14 protein-coding genes are annotated in these 15,913 nt (G+C 64.8%); 13 read left to right on the forward strand and 1 reads right to left on the reverse strand.

Features of this window, described 5'->3' with window-relative positions:
* Positions 1 to 13: 13 nt before the first annotated feature.
* Together AB7245_RS16165 and AB7245_RS16170 are read left to right on the forward strand one after the other, a co-directional pair.
* Entirely contained in the window at positions 14 to 946 is a 933-nt protein-coding gene (locus AB7245_RS16165) for an N-carbamoyl-D-amino-acid hydrolase (protein WP_028148445.1), read from the forward strand.
* A gap of 5 nt (positions 947 to 951) precedes the next feature.
* The gene (locus tag AB7245_RS16170) at positions 952 to 1,620 is read left to right on the forward strand and encodes a flavin reductase family protein (RefSeq protein WP_201266220.1); all 669 of its coding nucleotides are present in this window, start codon (positions 952 to 954) and stop codon (positions 1,618 to 1,620) included.
* Here the strand turns inward: AB7245_RS16170 and AB7245_RS16175 are convergent.
* Positions 1,617 to 2,279 (reverse strand): aspartate/glutamate racemase family protein, encoded by a 663-nt coding sequence (locus AB7245_RS16175; protein WP_085403148.1) that lies wholly within the window; start codon positions 2,277 to 2,279, stop codon positions 1,617 to 1,619. The genes AB7245_RS16170 and AB7245_RS16175 overlap by 4 nt on opposite strands.
* A gap of 56 nt (positions 2,280 to 2,335) precedes the next feature.
* Here AB7245_RS16175 and hydA point away from each other — a divergent pair, with 56 nt between their 5' ends.
* From hydA to AB7245_RS16230, 11 genes are all read left to right on the forward strand, one after another.
* Entirely contained in the window at positions 2,336 to 3,805 is a 1,470-nt protein-coding gene (hydA, locus tag AB7245_RS16180) for a dihydropyrimidinase (RefSeq protein ID WP_085403213.1), read from the forward strand.
* 16 nt (positions 3,806 to 3,821) lie between these two features.
* Positions 3,822 to 4,796 carry an NAD-dependent epimerase/dehydratase family protein gene (locus AB7245_RS16185; protein WP_085403149.1) on the forward strand — a complete coding sequence of 325 codons (975 nt, stop codon included), beginning with the start codon at positions 3,822 to 3,824 and terminating at the stop codon, positions 4,794 to 4,796.
* Between the two features lies 1 nt (position 4,797).
* Positions 4,798 to 5,547, forward strand: a complete 750-nt coding sequence (locus tag AB7245_RS16190) for an SDR family oxidoreductase (protein ID WP_085403150.1) — start codon at positions 4,798 to 4,800, stop codon at positions 5,545 to 5,547.
* Positions 5,544 to 6,980 carry an NAD(P)-binding domain-containing protein gene (locus tag AB7245_RS16195; RefSeq protein WP_085403151.1) on the forward strand — a complete coding sequence of 479 codons (1,437 nt, stop codon included), beginning with the start codon at positions 5,544 to 5,546 and terminating at the stop codon, positions 6,978 to 6,980. The genes AB7245_RS16190 and AB7245_RS16195 overlap by 4 nt, the downstream gene beginning before the upstream one ends.
* Positions 6,981 to 7,087: 107 nt before the next feature.
* Positions 7,088 to 8,707, forward strand: a complete 1,620-nt coding sequence (locus AB7245_RS16200) for an ABC transporter substrate-binding protein (RefSeq protein WP_085403152.1) — start codon at positions 7,088 to 7,090, stop codon at positions 8,705 to 8,707.
* A gap of 28 nt (positions 8,708 to 8,735) precedes the next feature.
* Positions 8,736 to 9,770 carry an ABC transporter permease gene (locus tag AB7245_RS16205; RefSeq protein WP_085403153.1) on the forward strand — a complete coding sequence of 345 codons (1,035 nt, stop codon included), beginning with the start codon at positions 8,736 to 8,738 and terminating at the stop codon, positions 9,768 to 9,770.
* A complete protein-coding gene (locus AB7245_RS16210; RefSeq protein ID WP_008131147.1) occupies positions 9,767 to 10,615 on the forward strand; it encodes an ABC transporter permease in 849 nt (282 codons plus the stop codon). The genes AB7245_RS16205 and AB7245_RS16210 overlap by 4 nt, the downstream gene beginning before the upstream one ends.
* Entirely contained in the window at positions 10,612 to 12,282 is a 1,671-nt protein-coding gene (gene nikE, locus AB7245_RS16215; RefSeq protein ID WP_439034435.1) for a nickel ABC transporter ATP-binding protein NikE, read from the forward strand. The genes AB7245_RS16210 and nikE overlap by 4 nt, the downstream gene beginning before the upstream one ends.
* Positions 12,283 to 12,423: 141 nt before the next feature.
* Positions 12,424 to 14,025: an ABC transporter substrate-binding protein gene (locus AB7245_RS16220; protein WP_439034436.1), complete on the forward strand. Its 1,602-nt coding sequence runs from the start codon at positions 12,424 to 12,426 to the stop codon at positions 14,023 to 14,025.
* A 17-nt stretch (positions 14,026 to 14,042) separates the two neighbouring features.
* A complete protein-coding gene (locus AB7245_RS16225) occupies positions 14,043 to 14,984 on the forward strand; it encodes an ABC transporter permease (RefSeq protein WP_063984403.1) in 942 nt (313 codons plus the stop codon).
* The gene (locus tag AB7245_RS16230; protein ID WP_085403156.1) at positions 14,981 to 15,904 is read left to right on the forward strand and encodes an ABC transporter permease; all 924 of its coding nucleotides are present in this window, start codon (positions 14,981 to 14,983) and stop codon (positions 15,902 to 15,904) included. Before AB7245_RS16225 ends, AB7245_RS16230 begins: the two co-directional genes overlap by 4 nt.
* The last annotated feature ends 9 nt before the right edge of the window (positions 15,905 to 15,913 follow it).

Below are 15,913 nucleotides of genomic sequence, written 5' to 3' on the forward strand. Positions count from 1 at the left end.
CAGGAACTCGCTGATGCGTATCGTCACTGTTGCCGCCGCCCAGATGGGCCCGATCCAGAAGGCCGACAGCCGCGAGGCCGTGGTCAGGCGCATGATCGCGCTGATGGACGAGGCGAAAGCCAAAGGCGCCGACCTGATCGTCTACCCGGAACTGGCACTGACGACGTTCTTCCCGCGCTGGTATTCGGAGGACCGGGCGGAGGCCGACATCTGGTTCGAGCGCGAGATGCCGAACGCAGCGACCAAGCCGTTGTTCGAGCGTGCGGCGCAGCATCAGATGGCGATGAATTTCGGCTATGCCGAGCTGACGCCGGACGGCCACCATTTCAACACCGCGATCCTGACCGACAAGTCCGGCAAGATCGTCGGCAAATATCGCAAGGTCCATCTGCCAGGGCATGTGGACTACGACACCAAGCGGTCGCACCAGCATCTGGAGAAGCGTTATTTCGAGCCGGGCGATCTCGGCTTCAATGTCTGGCGCGAGCTGGGCGGCATCATCGGCATGGCCATCTGCAACGACCGGCGCTGGCCCGAGACCTATCGCGTCATGGGCTTGCAGGGCGTGGAGATGGTGCTGATCGGCTACAACACGCCGTCGGTGAATGCGGAGAAGAGCGAGGAGGGCGTCGAGAAGCGGCTGTTCCACAACCGTCTCTCGGTGCAGGCCGGCGCCTATCAGAACGCGACCTGGGTGGTCGCGGTGGCCAAGGCGGGTGTCGAGGACGGCCATCCGCTGTTCGGCGGCAGCCTGATCGTCGATCCCGATGGCGAGATCGTCGCCGAGGCCAAGACGGAGGGCGACGAAGTCCTGGTTCACGCCTGCGATCTCGACGCCACGACGTTCGGCAAGACCACGATCTTCAATTTTGCCCAGCATCGCCGCATCGAGCATTACGGCCTGATCACCAGCCAGACCGGCGCGGTGCCGCCGCCGGAGAAGTGACGCCGATGGCGGACAAGGGCACATCCGGCATTTCCTTGCGCGAGCTCGATCCGCGCGACCGCTACAAGCTGCTCTGCGGCGTGGTCGTGCCGCGGCCGATCGCGCTGGTGACGACGCTGGACGCGAACGGAGCGGTGAATGCCGCGCCCTTCAGCTTCTTCAATGTCTTCTCCGAAAGCCCTGCACTGATCGTGCTCGGGCTCCAGCACAAGCCGGATCACGGCCCGAAGGACACCACCCGCAACATCCATCGCGACGGCGAGTTCGTGGTTCACATGGTGGATGAGGCGCTGTCTGCCGCGATGAATGATTGCGCGGTCGATTTTCCCTCTGGTGACAGCGAGGTCGCGGCGACCGGGCTTGCGACGTTTCCCTCAGTTGACGTGAAGGTGCCGCGCCTTGCGGCTGCACCATTTGCTCTCGAATGCCGCCGTCACGTCGTACTGAATTTCTCGCCCGATCGCGAACTGCTGGTCGGCGAGGTGCTCCGGGTTCATGCCCGGGAGGGCCTCGTCGACGAGACCAACATGTATGTCGATCTCGACGCCTACCGGCCGATCGGGCGCATGTTCGGCAATCTCTACACGACGCAGCGGGATACGTTTGCGCTTGTGCGCGAGAGCCACGCGCAATGGCTCGCGCGGCAGGACGCCAACGAGCTGAAGGACGCCTAGTGAGCCGAGAACTGCACCGTACCCAGTGCCATGGTGACGGCCGCCTGTGTCGGGTCGATCACGGGAATTCCAAGCGCTTCTTCCAGCGGACGGCGATGGCGCGCCATGCCGGCGCAGCCCATCACGATGGCGTGGGCGCCGTCCTCGTCGCGCAGCACGCGGCCGACCTCGATCATCTTCGCCAGCGTGCCTTCGCCCGAGGCGGTTTCGGCGACGCTCATGTTGAGCGGCCGTTCGCCTGCAAGGCGCTCGGTCAGTCCCATCTGCCTGAGATAGCGCATGTGACGCGGGATCGAGCGCTGGGCAATCGCGATGACGCCGAAGGTTTCGGCACGCGCCAGCGCCGTCAGCACGCCACACTCGGCGATGCCGAACACGGGCCGGTCGGTGCCTTCGCGGCAGACCTGAAGCCCGGGATCGCTGTAGCAGGCGATGACGAACGCGGCCGAGCTGTTGTCGCCTTCGACCAGTTTTCGCAGCTGCATCGCGACGCCGTCGACGTCGGCCTGGCTTTCAATGCCGAACGGACCTTCGGCCAGCGACTGGCAGACCAGTTCCGGCCCGCCCTCGAAGCCGAGCGGCTTCAACGCATCCTCCAGCCCTTGCGTGACCGCAGGGTTGGAGTTCGGATTGATGACGAGAATGCGCGGCCGGGGCATGTTGGTCTTCCCTTGAAATGGCGATCACGTAGCTCAGGCATATCATGGAGTGCCTCATGACTGAACCCACCTACGACCTGATCATCCGCGGCGGCCGCGTTGCCACCACGACCGACGTGTTCGAGGCCGATGTCGCCATTTCCGGCGAGACGATCGTTGCCGTCGGCCGCGGGCTGCCTGCGGCGAAGCGCGAGATCGACGCGCGCGGCAAGCTGGTGCTGCCCGGCGGCGTCGACAGCCACGCCCATATCGAGCAGTTGTCCGCGGCCGGCATCATGAATGCCGACACCTTCGAGAGCGCGACCGTCTCTGCCGCTTTCGGCGGCACCACCACGGTGATCCCGTTCGCTGCCCAGCATGTCGGCATGAAGCTGCCGCAGGTGGTGGAGGATTATCACGCGCTGGCCAAGAAGGGCGCCGTGATCGACTACGCCTTCCACATGATCATTGCGGATGCGACCAAGGAGACGGTCGAGGAGCACATTCCGGCGCTGGTGAAGCAGGGCCATGGCTCGATCAAGATCTTCATGACCTATGACCGGCTCAAGGTCGACGATGAGCCGCTGCTCGACATTCTCTTGGCCGCACGCCAGTCCGGCGCGATGTTGTGCGCCCATGCCGAAAATCACGGCATCATCGCCTGGATGGTGAAGCGCCTGCTTGCGCGCGGCTACACCATGCCGAAATACCACGCCGTCAGCCATGCCCGCGTGTCGGAGGCGGAAGCCTTTACCCGGCTGATCGGCATGGCGGCGCTGATCGACCAGCCCATCATGATCTTCCATGTGTCCACGGCCGAAGGCGCCAAGGTCATCCGCGATTCGCGCGGGCAGGGGTTGAAGGTCTTCGCCGAGACCTGTCCGCAATATCTGTTCCTCACCGCAAACGATCTCGACAAGCCGGGTGCCGAGGGCGCCAAGTGGATGTGCAGCCCGCCGCCGCGCACGCATGCGGATCAGGAGGCGCTGTGGCAGGCGCTGTCGCTCGGCGATCTCCAGACCATCTCGTCGGACCATGCGCCGTATCGCTACGACGAGACCGGCAAGCTGCGCGCCGGTCCCAATCCGAACTTCAAGCAGGTGGCCAACGGCCTGCCGGGGCTGGAGCTGCGGCTGCCGCTGCTGTTCGACGCGATGGTGTCGAAGGGCCGGCTCGGGCTGGAAAAGTTCGTCGAATTGACTTCGACCGCGCCGGCAAAAATCTACAATCTGCATCCGCGCAAGGGCTCGATCGCGGTCGGCGCCGATGCCGATATCGCGATCTGGGATCCCAATCGCGAGACTGTGATCGCCGACGAGATGATGCACGACCTCGCCGGCTACACGCCGTTCGCGGGCCGCAAGCTGAAGGGCTGGCCGGTTAGCGTTCTCTCGCGCGGCCGGGTGATCATCGACGGCAACAAGTGCCTCGCGGAGGCCGGCAGCGGCAAATTCCTGGCGCGCGGCGGCGGCGAGGCGGCAAAGCCGACGGGGCGGCTCGTCGCCGACATGGATCCGGAGCGGAATTTTGGGGCAAAGCTGCTGTGACGGCAGATCGCGCGCGATGAAGATCGTCATCTTCGGCGGCACCGGCTTTGTCGGCCTCAATCTTGCCGAGGTACTGCTCGCGCGCGGGCATGACGTCACGCTGTATGACCGCGCGGAGTTGCCGCCATCCGCGCGGCGATCGCTTGCTGACTACGGTGCACGGCTCAAAGCCGTGCAGGGGGATATCACCGACGCAGACGCCATCGACGCCCTCATTGCCGCGGGCTGCGATGCGATCGCGCTGGGCGCGGCGGTGACGGCCGGCGATAAACTCGAGCGAGCGTCGACCTCGCGCGTTCTCGAAATTAACGTGATGGCGCAAATCCCCATCCTGCTCGCGGCGATCCGTCATGGCGTTCGCCGTGTCGTCAATCTGTCGTCGGCATCGGCCTATGGCGCATCCGGTGGGCGGGTGGACATTCTGGACGAGGAGACGCCCTGCGATCCCATCTCGTTCTATGCGATCAGCAAGTTCACCTCGGAGCGCTCTGTCGCTCGCCATGCCGAACTCTTTGGCGGCGATTTCCTGAGCGTGCGTCTGAGCGCCGTGTTCGGTCCATGGGAGCGGCCCGGCTCGGTACGCGACACGCCAAGTCTCCAGTACCAGATCCTGGCTGCGTTTGCGCGCGGCGAGCCGGCGGTCATGCCTGAAGCAGGCATGAGAGACTGGATCTACGCGCCGGATGCGGCCGAAGCCGTCGCACTGCTCATCGAAGCGGAGCGGCCGCGCCATCGGCTCTACAACATCTCCCGCGGTGGGCTATGGCCAGCGCTGCAATGGGGCGAGGCCTTTGCGGCGCTGCATCCCGGCCTGCAATGCCGGCTTGCGGCGCCCGGCGAGCAGACGGCCATCAAGCTGCATGGATCCTATCGCGCGCCGCTGTCGGTGACGCGGATGGCGGATGAGTTCGGCTGGCGCGCGCAGCTCGGCTGCGCTGAATCCGCCGCCGCGATGAGCGCCTGGTTGACCCAGCACAAGGAGTGGATCTGAGATGCGGCTGCAGGGGCGCACGGCCATCATCACAGGAGCAGCTTCGGGCATCGGTCGTGCAAGCGCGAAGCTGTTTGCGGAGGAGGGCGCGCATCTAGCTTTGGTCGATCGCGATGCCGCGGGCCTTCAGGAAACGCTGAGCCTTGTGGGCAACGCCACGACGCATGTCGGGGACGTCGGCGATGCCGGTTTCGCCGAAACAGTTGTAGGCGAGGTGATCGCGCGGCACGGCCGGCTCGATGTCCTCATGACTGCCGCCGGCTTTTCCTGTGGCGGCACGGTGCTGACGACGAGCCCGGAAGACTGGGACGCGGTGTTCCGCGCCAATGTCGGTGGCACTTGGCTGTGGGCGCGGGCTGCAGTGCCGCAGATGCAGCAGCAGAAGAGCGGCTCGATCATCACGCTGGCGTCGCAGCTTGCGATCGCCGGCGGCAAGGGCAACAGTGCCTATATCGCCGCCAAGGGCGCGATCGTCAGCCTGACGCGCACCATGGCGGTCGATTTCGCGACCGACGGCATTCGTGTCAACGCGATTGCGCCCGGCGCAATCGACACGCCGATGCTTCGCCGCAGCTTTGCCCGCCACGCCAATTCGGACGAGGTGCGCGAAGCCTCCCGCAACCGCCACGCCATGAAGCGCTTCGGTCAGGCGGAAGAAATCGCGCAGACCGCGCTGCATCTCGCCAGTGATGCGTCTTCGTTCACGACCGGCACCGTGATGGTGGTCGACGGAGGCTGGCTCGCGGCATGAGCGACGCGCTGGCAAAGCTTAAAGCGACCGTGCGCGCCGATCTCGCGATGATCGCGCATCCCGGCGCCGCCTGGCTCGAGCCGAAGACGGGACCGGACGGCAAGCCCGCGCTCGACGTGCTGATCGTCGGTGCCGGCCAGTCCGGCATCGCCATCGGCTTCGGCCTGATGCGCTCGCGCGTCAGCAGCATCCTGCTGCTGGACAAGGCCGAGGAGGGGAAGGAGGGCCCGTGGCTCACTTACGCCCGCATGCCAACGCTGCGCAGCCCGAAGGACTATACGGGACCTGACCTCGATATCCCCAGCCTGACCTATCAGTCCTGGCACGAAGCCCGCCTCGGCAAGGAGAGCTGGCAGGAGCTGAACCTGATCCTGAGAGAGCATTGGGCCGAATATCTGCTCTGGCTGCGACGCACGATCGGTCTGCCCGTGCGCAACGGCTGCGAGCTTCTGGAGATCGCGCCTGCGTCAGACGGTCTGCTCGCCGCACGCGTGAAACGGGCCGATGCCATCGAGACGCTCTACGCACGCAAGATCGTGCTGGCGACGGGGCAGGAGGGCATGGGCGACTGGATGATTCCCGAGCCCCTGCGCGATCTGCTGGCAGGTTCGGTCGCAACTGTTGCCGACGACATCGACTTCGAAAGCCTGCGCGGCAAGCGCGTCGCGGTGATCGGCGCCGGCGCGTCCGCCTTCGACAATGCGGCGACCGCGCTGGAGGCAGGCGCGGCGGAGGTGCATCTGCTCTGCCGCCGCGCTCAGATCCAGGTGATCCAGCCCTATCGCTGGCTGACCTTTCGCGGCTTCCTGCGCCACCTCAGCGATCTCGACGATGCCTGGCGCTGGCGCTTCATGCGCAAGATCCTCGAGATGCGCGAAGGCTTTCCGCAGCCGACTTATGATCGCTGCGCGCGTCACGCCAATTTCACGCTGCACGAGGGTGCGCCGGTCGAGGGCACCAGGCAGACCGATGGCGGTGTCGAATTGCACACGCCACGCGGCACGATCACGGCGGATTTCGTCATTTGCGGCACCGGCATCGACATGAACTTTGCTGGCCGCGGCGAGCTGCGCCGCTTTGCCGGCAATATCGCGACCTGGGCCGATCGCTATCAGCCGCCTTCGAGCGAGCACAACGCGCGGCTCGGCCGCTTTCCCTATCTCGCCGACGATTACGCCTTCACCGAACGTGTGCCGGGCGAGACGTCGTGGATCTCAGACATCCATCTGTTCGCCATTGCCTCCACCATGAGTTTTGGTCCGTCGGGATCGTCGATCAATGCCATGACGACGGCCATTCCCAAGCTGGTCAATGGCCTGACGCGCGGCTTGTTTCGCGCCGATGTTGAACGCCACTGGGCTTCGCTCAGCGCCTACGACGTGCCGCAGGCCGTGGTTGCGCGGCCCGCGCGAAACATAGGAGAATCGCGATGATCATCCATGCACCGCCGCGACGAAGCGCCTCTGCGGGATTGGCGCGCAACTTGCTTCTTTCTTGACCTGCCTTGCTGGCGTTCTTGCCGAAATTTTGGGGAAAACGAATGCGTTTTGTGTCTTTCAGGCCCGCGGCCTCAGTCCTCGCCACCACTGCGCTGTTGCTCATTGCCACCGCGCCGTCGCAGGCACAGACCAGGGCGGAGACGTTGCGCTACGTCACGGGATCAGCGGTCAACACGCTCGATCCCAACATCCCCGGATCGACGCGCGAATCCTTCGCGCTGAGCATGAGCACCTACGATCGGCTGGTGGCGTTCGGCCGCAAGCAGCTCAACGGCAAATGGGTGTTCGACCTCGACACGATCACCGGCGAGCTCGCTGAATCCTACGACGTCAGCCCCGATGGCCTGAAGCTGACCTTCCGTCTGCGCAAGGACGCCAAGTTCCAGGATGGTTCGCCTGTCACGGCGGAGGACGTGAAATGGTCGCTCGATCGCTGCGTCACCGCGCCGATCCTCGGCAAGGCCCAGCTCCTGACGGGATCATTGACGTCGGCCGACCAGTTCAAGGTGATCGATCCCCTCACCATCGAGGTGACGCTGCCGAAACCCGACAAGCTCGCGCTGCCCAATCTCGCCACCGTCTATCCCCTGGTCATCAACTCGAAGGTGGCAAAAGAGCACGCGACGCCGGATGATCCCTGGGCCACCGCATGGCTGAAGGAGCATACCGCCGGCAGTGGTGCTTATGTGGTCGAGACCTTCAAGCCGGGCGAGCAGGTCATCCTCAAGCGCGACGAGACCTGGAACCGCGGTTCGGCCAACAAGCCCGCATTCTTCAAGCGCGTGATTATTCAGTCCGTGCCGGAGCCGGCGACCCGCGCCAATCTCGTCGAGCGCGGCGATGCCGACCTCGTCGTCGATCTCCAGGCCAGCGACGTGCAGTCGCTCGAAGCCAAGGGCAAGCTCAAGGTGGTCTCGACCCCGCAGTACAATGCGATCACCTATGTCTCGATGAACAACCAGATGCCGCCATTCGACAACGTCAATGTCCGCCGCGCCATCGCTTACGCGCTGCCCTATGACGACATGTTCAAGGCCGCGCTGTTCGGCCGCGGCGCGCCGCTGTTCGGCGCGACCTGGCCGGACGGCAAGCCGCTGAATGGCATCTATCCGTTCCAGCAGCCGGTGAAGCTCGACCTCGACAAGGCAAGGGAATATCTCAAGGCGGCCGGGCTCCCCGAGGGTTTCTCGACCACCTTCAGCTTCAACGTCGGCCAGTCCTCGACCGCGGAGCCGATGGCCGCGCTGGTGAAGGAATCGCTCGGCAAGATCGGGATCAAGGTCGACATCCAGAAGCTGCCGGATGCACAGATGTCGACGCAGATCAACGAGAAGAAGCTTCCCTTCTACACCGAGGGCATCGTAGCCTGGCTGCCGTCGACCGATTACTTCTACCGCAACTTCTACACCGGTAATCAGCGCTGGAATTACAGCTCGATCAACAACCCGGATCTTGCCGCGATCGCGCAGGAGGCGCGTTTCGAGCCGGACAAGGCGAAGTATGAGGAAGCGGGCCGCAAGCTCAACGCGATGCATGTCGATCTGATGCCGCAGATCATGCTGTGGCAGCCGAACCAGGATGCGGTGATGGCGTCGTCGGTCGAAGGCTACACCTACGAGTTCCACCGCCAGGTCGACTATCGCGACGTCAGCCGCAAGTGATGGCGGCAAACAAGAGAGGCTCCGAAAGGTGACGACCGGTCTTGGTGCAACCATGGTGCGGGCGGGCAGGCGGCTTCTGTCGTCGCTGCCGGCGCTGTTCGGTGTGCTGGTGTTCACCTTTCTTCTGATGCGCGTGCTGCCCGGCGACCCCGCGGTGTTCTTCGCCTCGGGGCCTAATGCCGGCAAGGAGGAGATCGAGCAGATCCGCAAGCAGATGGGGCTCGACAGGTCGGTGCCGGAGCAGCTCGTGTTCTATCTCTCTGACATCGGCCACGGCAATCTCGGCCGCTCCATGATGACGGGACAGCCGGTGCTGAAGGACCTGCGCGAACGGCTGCCGGCTTCGCTGGAGCTCACCTTCACGGCGCTCCTGATCGCGCTGATCGCGGCGGTACCGCTCGGCGTGGTCGCAGCCTTGAAGCCCGGCTCGGTGGTCGATCACGGCGTGCGGCTGTTCTGCGCGCTCGGCGTCTGCGTGCCGACTTTCGTCTCGGGCCTGCTGCTGATCTATGTGTTCTACTATCTCCTCGGGCTGGCGCCTGATCCGACCGGGCGGATCGACGTGTTCACTTCGCTGCCGCCGCAACGGACCGGGTTCCTGTCGATCGATTTCCTGCTCGCCGGAGATGTCGAGGGCTGGTGGGCGGCCTGCAAGCAGTTGATTCTGCCGGCGGTGAGCATGGCCCTGTTCGTGATCGCGCCGCTGGCGCGGATCACGCGGGCCTCGATGCTGGTTTCGCTCGGCAGCGATTTCGTGCGCACTGCGCGCTCAGTCGGATTGTCCTGGCACAAGGTGGTCGTCACTTATGCGCTGCGGAACGCGATCCTGCCCGTCATCACCATCGCCGGCATCGTGTTCTCGACCATGCTGGGCGCCAATGTCCTGGTGGAGAAAGTGTTCTCCTGGCCGGGCGTCGCGTCCTATGCGCTCGATGCGCTCTTATCCTCCGACTATGCGCCGGTGCAGGGTTTCGTGCTGCTGATGGCCAGCTTGTTCGTGCTGGTCAATCTCGTGGTCGACATCTGCTACGGCATCGCCGATCCCAGGGTGTCGATCGAATGACCAGCGCAACTCTCCGCCATTCGGTCTGGATCCTGCGCGGCAACCCGCTCACCGCCGTTGCCGCGGCCGGCGTTGCGCTGTTCGTCCTGATTGCGATCTTCGGGCCGTGGATCGTGCCCTATGATCCCGTGGTCTCCAATGTCTCGGAGGCTCTTTTGCCGCCGAGCGCGGCGCATCTCGCCGGCACCGATCAGCTCGGGCGCGACGTCTTCAGCCGCCTCATCATCGCCGCGCGCCTCGATCTTGCCATTGCGGTTTCCGCGGTCGGCATCTCCTTCGTGATCGGCGCCGTCGTCGGCGCGTTCTGCGGCTATGCCGGCGGCAAGCTCGATCGCGGTGTCGGCCGTTTCGTCGATGTGATGATGGCCTTTCCGCTGTTCGTGCTGGCGATGGCGATGGTTGCCGCCCTGGGCAACCGGATCGAGAACATCGTGATCGCGACCGCGATCATCAATCTTCCGTTCTACATCCGCTTCGCGCGCGCCGAGGTCAACGTCCGCCGCAATGTCGGCTGGGTTGAAGCCGCGCGCGCCTGCGGCGAGAGCCATTTCTCGGTGGTGCTGCGCTTCCTGCTGCCGAATATCCTGCCGGCGATGGCGGTGCAGATCTCGCTCAATCTCGGCTGGGCCATTCTCAACGCGGCCGGCCTGTCCTTCATCGGTCTCGGCGTCAAGCCGCCGACGCCGGAATGGGGCATCATGGTCGCGGAAGGGGCGCGCTTCATCTCGACCGGGCGGTGGTGGCTGGTGGCCTTTCCGGGTCTTGCGCTGATGATGGCGGTGCTGTGCTTCAATCTCCTCGGTGACGGGATGCGGGACATTCTCGACCCGCGGATGCGCACATGAGCGAGGAGCTGCTAGGGATCAACGACCTCCACGTCTCGTTCTCGACGCGGCGTGGCATGGTCGAGGCCGTGCGCGGCGTGACGCTCTCGGTCGAGAAGGGCGAGATGCTCGGCCTCGTCGGCGAGAGCGGCTCGGGCAAGTCGGTCACCGGCTTTGCAACGACGCGGCTGCTCGATGCGGCCGGGCGCGTCACCGGCGGCAAGATCCTGTTTCGCGGGCAGGACGTCACAAAACTCAGGGGCGATGACCTCCGTCAGCTCCAGGGCGCCGCGATGTCGATGATCTTCCAGAATCCGCGGGCGGCGCTCAACCCGATCCGCGCGATCGGCCTGCAGATCGCGGATGCGATCCTCACGCATAAGAAGATATCGAAGGACGCCGCGCGCGCCGAGGCGCTCGAGCTGCTGCGCGCGGTTCAGATCCGCGACCCCGAGACACGGATGAACGCCTATCCGCACGAGCTGTCCGGCGGCATGTGCCAGCGTGTCATGATCGCGATCGCGATTTCCTGCAATCCTGCGCTGCTGATCGCCGACGAGCCGACCACCGGGCTCGACGTCACCACCCAGAAGGTGGTGATGGATCTGCTCGCAGACATTGCCGCCGCGCGTGGCATGGCGACGATCCTGATCACGCACGACCTCGGTCTCGCGGCGCGCTATTGCCGCCGCATCGCCGTGATGGAGCGCGGCCGCATCGTCGAGGAAGCGAGCCCTAAGAAGCTCTTCAGCGCACCGCAGCACGCCTATACCCGCCGCCTGGTGGCGGCATCGCCGACCGCGACGTCGCGGATCGAGGACCTCGTGACGGAGGAGGAGCGGGAGCGGCACGCGACGATCGTCAGCAGGCCGAGGCAACAGCTCCCGCACGGGACGCCGCCGCTCCTCGAGGTGCGCAAGCTCGCCAAGCGTTTTGACCAGGGCTCCGCTGCGGTCGCGGATTTCTCGATGACGATGGCCGGCGGCGAGAGCGTCGGGCTCGTTGGCGAGTCCGGCTCCGGCAAGAGCACGACGTCGCGGATGATCTGCCGTCTTATCGATCCGAGCGAAGGCGATATCGTGTTCGACGGGCAGTCGATCGGCCACGTCGCCTCGCGCGACTTTCACCGTTCGCCCTTGCGCAAAGACATCCAGATGGTCTTCCAGGACCCGAACGAGAGCCTCAACCCGCGCTTCACGGCCTTTGACTGCATCGCCCATCCCCTGATGCGGCTCGATGGCATGCGGGTGGGCGATGCGCTGCGCAAGCGGGTGGAAGAGTGTGCGGAGCGGGTGGGCTTGCCGCTCGATCTGCTGCCGCGTTTTCCGCACCAGCTCTCCGGCGGCCAGAAGGCGCGCGTCGGCATTGCCCGCGCCATCGCCTGCCGGCCGCGGCTGCTGGTGCTGGACGAGCCGACCGCTGCGCTCGACGTCTCGGTGCAGGCGGTGGTGCTGCAATTGCTCGACCGCTTGCGCCGCGAGAACGACATCGCGCTGCTGTTCGTCAGCCACGATCTCAATGTCGTGCGCATGCTCTGCGACCGCACCATCGTGCTGCGCAACGGCGGCATCGTGGAGCAGGGGGAGAGCCGGGCGCTGTTCGATAATCCCAAGACCGACTACACGCGCAAGCTGGTCGAGGCGATTCCGCATATCGAGACCGGACCGGTGCTGGCGGCCGCGCTTTGACACCTGAACCGGTCGAAATCCCGATGAGATCCCGCTGGCGAAGGCCCGGTTAGTGGCATACCATTTGCACGCCAATGGGTTCTGGTTTCACCTGCCTTTGGCCAACGATGGCCGGCATCACGGCACTACTGGGAGGATTTCATGGATCGCAGGACCGTTTTGAAGGGACTGGCCGGCGCGGGCGGTCTGGCATTGACCGGCCTCTCGGCCCCGGCGATCGCACAAGGCGCCTCTGCGCGCACCCTGCGCTTCGTGCCGCAAGCCAACCTCGCCAATTTCGATCCCATCTGGGGCACGCAATATGTCGTGCGCAACGCGGCGGCGCTGGTCTGGGACACGCTCTACGGCGTCGATGCCAAGCTCCAGCCGCAGCGTCAGATGGTCGAGTCCGAGGAGACCACCGACGACGGCAAGACCTGGACCTTCAAGCTGCGCCCGGGTCTCAAGTTCCATGACGGCGAGCCGGTGCTGAGCAAGGATGTCGTCGCGAGCCTGTCGCGCTGGGCCGCGCGCGATCCAATGGGTCTGATGATCCTCGCTATCCAGCAGGAATTGACTGCGGTCGACGACCGCACCTTCAAATGGGTCCTGAAGCAGCCTTTCCCGAAAATGCTGTACGCGTTGGCCAAGAACAACGCGCCGTGCTCCTTCATCATGCCCGAGCGCATCTCGAAGACCGATCCGTTCAAGCAGATCACCGAATATGTCGGCTCGGGTCCGATGAAGTTCGCCAAGAGCGAATGGGTGCCCGGCGCCAAGTCGGTGTTCGAGAAGTTCACCGATTACGTGCCGCGACAGGAGAAGGCGTCGTGGCTTGCCGGCGGCAAGAACATCTTGGTCGATCGCGTCGAGTGGCTGGTGATGCCGGATCCGGCCACGGCTGCCGCCGCCTTGCAGAACGGTGAGGTCGACTGGTGGGAGAACCCGATCTCCGATCTCGTGCCCGTGCTGAGGAAGAACAAGAACATCAGCGTCGATATCGGCGATCCCCTCGGCAATATCGGCTCCTTCCGCATGAACCATCTGCACCCACCCTTCAACAATGTGAAGGCGAGGCGCGCGGTACTGATGGCGTTGAGCCAGGAAGACTATATGCGTGCGCTGGTCGGCGACGACGATACGCTGTGGAAGCCGCTGCCCGGCTTTTTCACGCCGGACACGCCGCTCTACACCGAGTTGGGCGGAGAGATTCTCAAGGGCAAGCGCGATCTCGATGCGGCCAAGAAGCTGCTCGCCGAGAGCGGCTATTCCGGCCAGCCGGTCACATGCGTGGTCGCGCAGGACCAGCCGATCACGAAGGCGCAGGGCGACGTCACCGCGGATCTGCTCAAGAAGCTCGGCATGAATGTCGATTTCGTCGCGACCGATTGGGGCACGGTGGGCGCGCGCCGCGCGATGAAGACACCGCCGGGGCAGGGCGGCTGGAATATGTTCCACAGCTGGCACGCCGGCGCCGATTGCATCAATCCGGCCGCCTACACCGCCATCCGCGCCAATGGCGACAAGGCCTGGTTCGGCTGGCCCAACAGCCCGAACACCGAGAAGGAGATCACGGCCTGGTTCGACGCCAAGAATCTCGAGGAGGAGAAGGCCGCGATCGGGCAGGTCAACAAGGCGGCGCTCGAGGATGTCGTCTACGCGCCGACCGGCTTCTTCCTGACCTACACGGCATGGCGCACGAACGTCTCCGGCATCACCAAGGGGCCGCTACCGTTCTTCTGGGGCGTGTCGAAATCCGCATGATCGTACGCTGAAGCCAGATGCTCTCTTACATCCTCCGTCGCATCGTCTCGACCTTGCCGGTGATGGCGATCGTCGCGCTGTTCGTGTTCAGCCTGCTCTACATCGCGCCGGGTGATCCCGCCGTGGTGATCGCGGGCGATCAGGCGAGCCCGGAGGATGTGGAGCGCATTCGCCAGAGTCTGGGTCTCGACCGTCCTTTCCTGATCCAGTTCGGAAGCTGGGTCTGGCGCATTCTGCACGGCGATCTCGGCACCTCGATCTTCACCAACCTTCCGGTCTCGACGATGATCGGACAGCGTCTCGGGCCGACACTGTCGCTGATGATGGTCACGCTGCTACTCACCATCGTGGTCGCGGTGCCGCTTGGCGTCGTGGCGGCATGGAAGGCGGGGAGCCTGATCGACCGCGTCATCATGGCATTCGCCGTGTTCGGCTTCTCGCTGCCCGTCTTCGTCGTCGGCTATATCCTCGCCTATGTCTTCGCACTCGAGCTCGAATGGCTTCCGGTGCAGGGCTACACGCCGCTCACGGAGGGCTTCTGGCCGTGGCTGCAAAACCTGATCCTGCCGTCGATCGCGCTCGGCTGCGTCTACATCGCGCTGATCGCGCGCATCACGCGTGCCACCATGCTCGAAGTCTTGCAGCAGGACTATATCCGCACCGCGCGAGCCAAGGGCCTCGGGCAGGGCGGCATCCTCTTCGTTCATGCGCTGAAGAATGCCGCGGTCCCGATCGTGACCGTGATCGGGATCGGCATCGCGCTCCTGATCGGCGGGGCGGTCGTCACGGAAAGCGTGTTCGCGATTCCCGGCCTCGGCCGACTCACGATCGACGCGATCCTGCGCCGCGACTATCCCGTCATCCAGGGCATCGTGCTTCTCTTCAGCTTCGTCTACGTCCTCGTCAATCTGATGATCGACGTCATCTATACGCTCGTTGACCCGAGGATCCGCTATTGACCGATACGACCGTCAATCCGCAAGCGCTGCCGGCCGGCTTCGTTCTCGCGCCGCAACTGCCTGAAATCCTTCGGCCGGTCACGATCAGGCACGGTTTCCTGGGATTCTTGCGCGGCCATCCCACCGTCGCGATCGGCGGCGCACTGCTGCTGGCACTCGTCTTCATCGCGATCTTCGCGCCGTACCTCTGGACAGTTGACCCGACTGCGCTCGCGCCCGCCAAGCGCACGCGGGCTCCGTCGGCACTCTACTGGTTCGGCACCGACGTGCTTGGCCGCGACATCTATTCGCGCGTGCTGTTCGGTGCGCGGGTCTCGCTCACGGTCGGCCTGTCAGTCGCGATCTTCGCCTCCGTGGCGGGGCTCGCCATCGGCATGGTCTCCGGTTTCGTCCGCTGGGCCGACGGCATTTTGATGCGCTTCATGGACGGTTTGATGTCGATCCCGCCAATTCTGCTCGCGATCGCGCTGATGGCGCTGACGCGCGGCAGCGTCGGCAACGTCATCCTGGCCATCACCATCGCCGAGATCCCGCGGGTTTCCCGTCTTGTCCGGAGTGTAGTGCTGTCGCTGCGCGAGCAGCCCTATGTGGACGCTGCGGTCGCCTGCGGCACGCGCACGCCGATGATCATCCTGCGCCACATCCTGCCCAACACGCTGGCGCCGATGCTGGTGCAGGCGACCTACATCTGCGCCAGCGCCATGATCACGGAGGCGATCCTGTCCTTTATCGGTGCGGGCACGCCGCCCACCATTCCGTCCTGGGGCAACATCATGGCCGAGGGCCGCGCGCTGTGGCAGGTCAAGCCCTACATCGTGTTCTTCCCGGCGGCGTTCCTCTCCGTCACCGTTCTCGCCGTGAACCTGCTCGGCGACGGCCTTCGCGATGCGCTCGATCCGCGCATGGCCAAGAGCCTCTGATGTCGAGGG

The organism is Bradyrhizobium sp. 604_D8_N2_3 (assembly GCF_051810765.1).
GTDB classification, from domain to species: Bacteria; Pseudomonadota; Alphaproteobacteria; order Rhizobiales; family Xanthobacteraceae; genus Bradyrhizobium; species Bradyrhizobium barranii.